This window comes from Lentibacter sp. (genome assembly GCF_029254145.1).
Taxonomy (GTDB): Bacteria; Pseudomonadota; Alphaproteobacteria; order Rhodobacterales; family Rhodobacteraceae; genus Lentibacter.
The window spans coordinates 19,949-27,995 of sequence record NZ_JAQWYD010000073.1; the positions used below are offsets into that span (position 1 = coordinate 19,949).

An 8,047-nucleotide genomic window follows, 5' to 3' on the forward strand; every position below is an offset into this window, starting at 1 on the left:
CCATCCAAAAGATCAAAGCCGCGCATCCAAAACGGAGCGCGGCTTTCTCTGTGGAGGAGAGAATGAAACAGCAAACTAGTTAATAAATCCGCCGACAAAGCCTGAGACAGCATATGTCACTACACCTGGCTCCATCAGCCATGCGCCCGCTTGTTCCACAACAGTGCCCTCGTGAAGCGGAGCGAGCCTGTCAGCATATTTGGCAGGCCCAAAGTTTGCCAAAGCCACTGCTTTAAACAAAACCCCGACGCACAGAACCATAAACAGAATGAAAATCGGGGATGTGCCCTTGGCACGCTTTGGCTTGATCGTAATCAAACCGCTCTTGTCCACACGGAACCCGTAGCCGTTGCTCATAGAACGGTGCTTACGGACAATACGTGTCAAACGCTTATCAAAATTTTGCACTTTGGCAGACATGGCAGACTCCAGTGCCCCCACCGAAGTTCCTTTAAAATTTGCCTACGAATTGTGGCAAAAATTGGGCAATTTCCTCAAATAAGGCGAAAAACAGCGTCTTCTTGTCAGGATTTTTGCAGCAAAAGCGTGCTCCAGTCACCAATCACCTGTCGCTGACCCAGATTGGTTCCATTCTCTGCATAAACCTCAATGACTTCCTCGGCCTGCTCGTTCAAAATCCCCGACAGAATCGCATAACCCCCTTGAGTGAGGTTCGCTGCAATCTCGGGGGCAAGGGCCACAAGCGGCCCCTTGAGGATGTTGGCAAAAATCAGATCATAAGGCGCTGCCTCTGCAAGCACAGGATGGCCAAAGCCCGCTGCCTCAACACATTCGATACGCCCCTCAAGCCCGTTGGCCTTCGCATTGGCCAGCGCCACATCAACAGCCACCTCGTCAATATCGCTGGCAATGATACGCACATCCCAAAGACGCGCGGCCCCCATTGCAAGCACAGCCGTGCCACAGCCGATATCGGCCACAGATTTCGGCTGAAAGCCCGCATCTGCCAAGTGGTCGAGCGCCTGCAAACAGCCCAGCGTCGTGCCGTGATGTCCCGTACCAAAGGCCATCGCCGCCTCGATCAATAGTGGCTCCGCCCCCGCAGGGACTTTATCGCCATCGTGGCTGCCATGCACAAAGAAGCGCCCCGCCACCACAGGCGCAAGATCACGCTTCACCTTAGCAACCCAGTCAGTCTCGGGAATTTCGGAAACAACAAATCGTGCGCCATGCATCGCCTCAAGCAGAGCGAGCCCTGCCGCATCAGGCGTCTCAATGAAATAGGCGGCAACTTCCCATAGCCCAGAGCCGTCTTCCATCTCAAAAACGCCGACCCCTGTGGGTTCTGGCTCCATCCGCTCCAGCGCTTCGCCCAGCGCCTCGGCGGCAGGCTTGTTGTCAATCGTCGTAAAGGCAGAATAGCTCGTGCTCATGTCTCGGTCCTGTCTCAAGCGTTATTCTGCGGGCGCGGCCGCAGTGAATTTGGAAAAGATGGTTTCATTGCCCTCTTCGGGATGACGCGGGATCATCATCGCCAACCCGAAAGAAACCGCCGCCATGGCCGCTGCCAACATAAACACAGCCGTCGGCGAGACGAGCCAAAGATAGCCCAGCGAAGCAGGCAGGCCGACAGCCGCAATGTGGTTGATGGTAAAAGCGACAGCTGCCGTCGGAGCAATATCGCGCGGATCAGCGATTTTCTGAAAATAGGTCTTCAAGGCCAGCGCGAGCCCAAAGAAGATATGATCAATCACATAAAGTGTCGCCGCCAGCACAACGCCCCAACCGAACATGTAAATCCCGCCATAAGCCAAAAACACAAGGCACAGCCCAGTATATTCAAACAAAAGCGTATTGCGCTCGCCAAAGCGATGCACCACATGGCCTAAGAGCGGCGCAACGATCATGTTGATCACAAGGTTGATCAAATAGAGCGACACGACCTCATGGACCGCAAAGCCAAACTTCTCAACCATCATAAAGCCCGCAAAGACCATGAATATCTGCCGACGCGCACCCGCCATGAACTGCAGCGCATAATAGAGCCAGTACCGTTTGCGCAGGATCATCTTCTTGACCTGAGGATGCGGCGCCTCAAACTGCGGATAGGCCAGCAAACAAAACACAGCCAGCCCAGCCGTGATTCCGCCTGAAATCATGTAAACAATATTGTAAGACAGCCCCAAAGGCTCCCAGAGCAACATGATAAAGATATAACAGATCAACGTCGCGCCAGAACCGGTGGCCAGCAAATATCCAAGCACCTTGGGCGCGCGCTCCTTGCTCAGCCATTGAAGCTGGAGCGATTGGTTCACCGTCTCATAATAATGAAAGCCAATGGACGACAGCATTGTGACCGTCAAAATCCCGGACATCGACGGAAACCAAGCCGTCACAGCCGTGGCGACGCCCAGCATGACCAGAGAGACCAGCCCAAGCACCTGCTCGCGCACAAATATGATGATGGCAATAACACCAACAGCCAGAAACCCCGGAATTTCGCGCACGGTGTGCAGCCAGCCGTTGTCCGAGCCGTTAAACCCTCCCACCTCAATCACGAAGTTGTTGAGCAAAGCACTCCATGTCGCAAAAGCAATAGGCATGGCAAACGCCATGAGAAAAAGCAGCGCAATCGGGCGCCGCCAAAGCGGCAGATCGGATGCATCTTCGAGTTTTACAATACGGGCCATGGCTCCGCTTACGCCTTTTCCCGCGGCTTGCACAGAGTAAAAGCAGCCAAAAAAACGCGGGCAAACGCAGGCGCTCAAGAGGCTCAAATCTGATCCATGTCAAAGTATGAATATGACATACATGTTAAGCGGCCCCTGAAATCGGCGCAAAAAGGCGAGACGCTATGGACATTATTCCACTCATCGAACGCATCGGCGAAGCGCCCACAGCGGCACTTTTCGGGCTGATCACAGGTCTGATCTTCGGGATCGCGGCCCAGCGCTCGCGGTTTTGCCTTCGGGCCGCCTCTGTCGAATTTGCCCGCGGCCTGATGAAAGACAAGGTCGCCGTCTGGTTTCTGACCTTCTCGACCGCCCTTGTCTGGGTCCAAGGTGCACAGCTCCTTGGCCTGATGGAAACTCAAGAAGCCCGCATGATGGCCGTCCCAGGAAGCTGGTCAGGCGCAATCATCGGCGGTCTGCTCTTTGGCATCGGGATGGTGCTGGCGCGTGGATGTTCGGGGCGCTTGCTCGTCCTTGCCGCAACGGGCAATTTGCGCTCCGTCGTCGCGGGGCTGGTTTTTGCAGTGGTGGCGCAAATGTCGCTCGCGGGCGTGCTCTCCCCCGCGCGGGACTGGCTCGCCGCGCTCTGGATCACAGAAGGCGGACGCAATATGGACCTTTTGGCTTCCCTCAGCCTGCCCCCCTCAGCTGGATTTTTCATTGGTCTCGCGTTTGCGGCTCTGGCGCTCTACCTCTCAGTCAAAGAACGCATCGGCGCAGCCCGCCTGATCTTTGCTTCAGGTGTCGGTTTCTCCGTGGCTGTCGGCTGGGTGCTGACCTATACGCTCGCGCAATCCGCCTTTGACCCTGTCCAAATCGAGAGCGCAACCTTCTCTGGCCCCTCCGCCCATACCCTGATGTTCTTTCTGGATCGCAATGCCGTGCTCGAGTTTGATGTTGGCCTCGTACCGGGTGTGGTCATCGGCTCGCTTCTGGCGGCTCTTGCAACACGTGAGTTCAAGTTTCAGGGCTTCTCCGACGAAAGCAATATGCGCCGCTCAATGACGGGCGCGGTCCTGATGGGCTTTGGCGCAATGCTTGCGGGCGGCTGCGCCATCGGAGCAGGCGTCACAGGGGGCTCGATCTTTGCAGGGACCGCATGGCTCGCGCTTTTCTGCATGTGGATCGGAGCGATGATCACAGATGCACTCGTAGACCAGCGGGGCCTCAAGGGCGCAAGCGCCGCCAGTTGAGCTTTGTTTTTGGAAAGAAAAAGCCGTCAGTAAAAACTTTGCGGATCAATATCAACGCTGAGGCGAAGCTGGTTGGGGAGCTTAAGACCTTTGAGCCATGCGCGCAGCGCGGCTTGTAAAGGCGCATCTTTAGGCGCTTTCACAAGCAGGCGAACGCGGTGGCGACCACGCACACGCGCAACAGGCGCAGGCGCTGGCCCAAAGACCTGTGCACCGATTTTGGCCAGCGGTGCAGCATTGCGTGCAAGGTGCTCACCAAGATCAAAAGCATCGCGCTCGTTCGGCGCGCTGATGACAACCCCTGCAAGGCGCCCGAAAGGCGGCATTCCCGAGAGGCGGCGCTCATCAGCTTCCGCGCGCCAGAACTGGCGCTCTTCGCCCGACATGATTGCGCGCAAGACAGGATGTTCTGGCTGATAGGTCTGAAGCATAGCCACCCCCGCCTTCTCGGCCCGCCCCGCGCGCCCCGAAACCTGACGCATCTGCTGAAAGGTGCGCTCGGCGGCACGCATGTCAGAGCCCTGAAGGGACAGATCCGCATCAATAATCCCCACAAGCGTGAGCAACGGGAAGTTATGGCCTTTGGCTACAAGCTGCGTACCGATGATGACATCAGCAGCCCCTTCCGCAATCGCCATAATCTGCGCCTTGAGGGCACGCGCCGATCCGAAGAGATCAGAGCTCAGGACCGCAACACGCGCCTCAGGGAAACGCTCTGCCGCCTCCTCCGCGAGCCTCTCGACCCCAGGGCCGACGACCGCAAGTGTATCCTCGGCCTCACAAGAGGGGCAAACCTCGGGGATCGGCCGCGTCGCGCCACATTGATGGCACATCAGCTGCTTTAGAAAGCGGTGTTCGACCATCCGCGCGTCGCAATCAGTGCAGGCAATCTGCTCGCCACATTTGCGGCAGAGCGTAACAGGCGCATAGCCGCGGCGGTTGAGAAACAGGAGCGACTGCTCCCCCTTGAGTATCCGCGCTTTGACAGCGCTCTCGAGCTGGGGCGATATCCAGCGATTTGATGGCAGCTTTACTTGCCGCATATCAATCGTGCGCAGTTCTGGCAGCACAGCGACCCCGTAGCGTGACGTCAGCTCGATCAACCCGTATTTACCCGATTGCGCATTGCTCCAGCTTTCAAGGCTCGGCGTGGCTGAGGCCAACACCACTTGCGCGCCACACAAAGAGCCACGCAACACAGCCATATCACGCGCATTGTAAAGCGCGCCTTCCTCTTGTTTGTAAGAGCTGTCATGCTCTTCATCTACAACAATCAGCCCCAAGTCCTGAAACGGCAAAAACAACGCTGAGCGCGCCCCAATCACCAACTGCGCGCCGCCCTCGCCAACCATTTTCCAGACGCGACGGCGCTCGGTCATTGTAACGCCAGAATGCCACTCCGCTGCCTTTGCACCAAAGCGCGCTTCAACGCGGCGCATAAAATCTGCCGAAAGCGCAATTTCAGGCAACAAAACCAAAGCCTGCCGCCATTGCCGCAGCGCCTCGGCCACAGCCTCTAGGTAAACTTCTGTCTTGCCAGAACCCGTAATACCCCAAAGCAATGTCGCCCCAAAGACGCCTGCCTTCTGGCCCTGCACAAGCCGATCAGCCGCCACCCCCTGCGCCTCGGTCAGTTCTTTTCCGGGACGGGTTGCATCAAGGCGCGCAAAGGGCAGATCACGCGGCGTATCTTCCTCGTGCACAGCGCCTTGTTTGACCAAGCCTTTGACCACAGAAGAGGTCACTCCTGCCTGCTCGGCCAGCTCGCCGAGCGTAAAGCCAAGCGCGCCAAACTCTTGCAGGACCGCAAGCACACGCCCCCGCGCATCCGTCATCCGATCAGGTGCCTTATGCCCCAAACGGTAGACTTTTTGCATTGACGGCGGATTGCTCAGCCCAGGTGCGCGGGTCGCAAGGCGCAACATCTGCGGCAGGCTCGTCAGCGTGTAAGCCCCACATTTCTCAAGAAACGCGCGCATTTCCTCGCGCATTGGCGCCACATCCAAAACCCGCGCGATGCTGCGCGCTTTCTTTAAGTCAAATCCGCCAGCCCCCGCGCCCCAGACCACACCAATCACTTTGCGTGGCCCCAGAGGAACCTCGACAAATGCGCCACGCATCACTCCGCCCTCGGGCGCTTTGTAGTCAAGCGCACGGCCAAGGGGCTGCGTGGTGAGCACCGCCACCAGCGCGCCTTCGTCAAAATAATCAGACTGGCCCACAGGCCCTCCGCTTTGGGGTTTCAGACCCCCTTTCTATGGGCTAAGCTCGCAAGCGACAATTCCAATTAGGGCCCGTATCCATGAAGTTCTTTGTAGACACCGCCGAGATCAACGAAATCGCCGAGCTGAACGACCTCGGCATGGTAGATGGAGTCACAACCAATCCCTCCCTGATCATGAAATCAGGCCGTGACATCCTTGAAGTCACCAAAGAGATTGCAGAGCTGGTCGATGGCCCCGTGAGCGCCGAAGTGGTCGCACTTGAAGCCGACGCCATGATCGCCGAAGGCCGCAAGCTCGCTGCCATCGCCGACAATATCGCCGTCAAAGTGCCGCTCACATGGGCCGGCCTCAAGGCTTGCAATGTGCTCAGCAACGATGGCTTCATGGTCAATGTGACGCTTTGCTTCTCAGCCAACCAAGCGCTTCTCGCTGCCAAAGCGGGCGCAACCTTCATCAGCCCGTTTATCGGCCGCCTTGATGACATCAATCTGGATGGGCTTGAGCTTATCGCTGATATCCGCACAATCTATGACAACTACGGCTATGATACCCAAATTTTGGCCGCCTCAATCCGCACAGTCAATCACGCCTTTGAATGCGCGCGCATCGGCTCTGATGTCATGACCGCGCCACCCAAAGTCATCAAAGCGATGGCGAGCCACCCGCTCACCGACAAGGGTTTGGCCGACTTTATGGCCGATTGGGAAAAAACTGGTCAAAAAATTCTGTAAGCCGTGCTATAAGGCGACAAAATAAAAGAGGCACTCATGAGCAGCAAGGCCCGTATGGACGATGTCCTGCGAGAAAAAATCATTACAGAACCTGATGTTATCCTAGATGATCAGGACGTTATGCGCGTGCTCATCGCCGCAAACGAGCGCACGATGGGCGGCAACATTGTCGATCTTCGTGGCATCGCCATGGAGCGCCTTGAAGCGCGCCTTGATCGTTTGGAAGACACCCACCGTAGCGTAATTGCCGCAGCCTACGAAAACCTCGCAGGTACAAATCAAGTGCACCGCGCGATCCTTCGCATGCTTGATCCTGTCGAGTTTGAAGTGTTTCTCAAAGACCTCGGCGGCCCCGTCGCCGAAATCTTGCGGGTTGATTGCGTCAAGCTCGTGCTTGAATCGGTCCAGAACGACAAGGACCCCGCAGTAAAGCGCCTTGGCGATGTGCTCACAGTCGTGGAGCCCGGCTTTATCGAAGACTACCTGCGCACTGGGCGCAGCGGCGGCGAACAGCGTCAAGTCACATTGCGCCAGCTCAACGAAGGCCCGCCCTTATATGGCGAAGCCGCAAGCTGGATCCGCTCGGAAGCCTGCCTGAAACTTGATTTTGGCGCAGGCCGCCTCCCTGGCATGTTGCTCATGGGCGGCGAAGATCCACACCAGTTTACCCCGCAGCAAGGCACAGACTTGCTCTCGTTTTTTGCAGGTGTGTTTGAAAGAGCGATGCGCCGCTGGTTGTCATGAGCTCGGTCTCGCCCGCCCTGCGCGACGCGGTCCAAACTTGGTTAAACACCCGCCGCGCCCTTAAGGGCGCGTCAGACAACACCCTCACAGCCTATGCCCATGATGTGCACGGTTTTCTCGGCTTTGTGGCACAGCATACAGGCGGCGAAGCGGGCCTTATCGCGCTCAAGTCTCTGACCATCACAGACATGCGCGCATGGATGGCTTCCTTGCGGCGCGAAGAACTGACCTCGCGCTCCATCGCGCGCAAGCTCTCTTCGGTCAAAAGCTTCTTTCGCTGGCTCGGCGAACGCGAAGGCTTTGAAGCCACCGCCGTGCTCAATGCCCGCGCGCCCAAGTTTCAGGCCAAACTGCCCCGCCCCTTGCCTGTCGAGGCGACCCGCGATCTGATCAGCGCACTTGAACTACAGTCAAGCGAGCCATGGGTTGGCGCGCGCGATGTGGCTGTCGTGACGCTGCTT

At 57.4% G+C, this 8,047-nt stretch carries 8 protein-coding genes; 4 read left to right on the forward strand and 4 right to left on the reverse strand.

What is annotated here, in order from left to right; translation table 11 throughout:
* Positions 1-75: 75 nt before the first annotated feature.
* The 3 genes from P8O11_RS08785 to P8O11_RS08795 all read right to left on the reverse strand — a co-directional run bounded on the left by P8O11_RS08785 (position 76) and on the right by P8O11_RS08795 (position 2,651).
* Positions 76-420, reverse strand: coding sequence for a hypothetical protein (locus P8O11_RS08785; protein ID WP_089887668.1), 345 nt, complete (start codon positions 418-420; stop codon positions 76-78).
* 104 nt (positions 421-524) lie between these two features.
* Complete coding sequence (locus P8O11_RS08790; RefSeq protein ID WP_300293734.1) at positions 525-1,394, reverse strand: 50S ribosomal protein L11 methyltransferase; 870 nt, start codon at positions 1,392-1,394, stop codon at positions 525-527.
* A gap of 21 nt (positions 1,395-1,415) precedes the next feature.
* Positions 1,416-2,651, reverse strand: coding sequence for an MFS transporter (locus P8O11_RS08795; protein WP_300293735.1), 1,236 nt, complete (start codon positions 2,649-2,651; stop codon positions 1,416-1,418).
* A gap of 164 nt (positions 2,652-2,815) precedes the next feature.
* Between P8O11_RS08795 and P8O11_RS08800 the strand changes: the two genes are divergently transcribed.
* Complete coding sequence (locus P8O11_RS08800; RefSeq protein ID WP_300293736.1) at positions 2,816-3,886, forward strand: YeeE/YedE family protein; 1,071 nt, start codon at positions 2,816-2,818, stop codon at positions 3,884-3,886.
* A 26-nt stretch (positions 3,887-3,912) separates the two neighbouring features.
* Here P8O11_RS08800 and P8O11_RS08805 read toward each other — a convergent pair whose 3' ends face one another.
* Positions 3,913-6,108 carry a primosomal protein N' gene (locus tag P8O11_RS08805; RefSeq protein WP_300293737.1) on the reverse strand — a complete coding sequence of 732 codons (2,196 nt, stop codon included), beginning with the start codon at positions 6,106-6,108 and terminating at the stop codon, positions 3,913-3,915.
* Positions 6,109-6,188: 80 nt separating this feature from the next.
* Between P8O11_RS08805 and fsa the strand changes: the two genes are divergently transcribed.
* The 3 genes from fsa to P8O11_RS08820 all read left to right on the forward strand — a co-directional run.
* The gene (fsa, locus tag P8O11_RS08810; protein WP_089887660.1) at positions 6,189-6,842 is read left to right on the forward strand and encodes a fructose-6-phosphate aldolase; all 654 of its coding nucleotides are present in this window, start codon (positions 6,189-6,191) and stop codon (positions 6,840-6,842) included.
* Positions 6,843-6,878: 36 nt separating this feature from the next.
* Positions 6,879-7,586, forward strand: coding sequence for a DUF484 family protein (locus P8O11_RS08815; RefSeq protein WP_300293738.1), 708 nt, complete (start codon positions 6,879-6,881; stop codon positions 7,584-7,586).
* The coding region (locus P8O11_RS08820) for a site-specific integrase (RefSeq protein WP_300293739.1) at positions 7,583-8,047 on the forward strand (465 nt) is incomplete at its 3' end. The genes P8O11_RS08815 and P8O11_RS08820, both read left to right, overlap by 4 nt.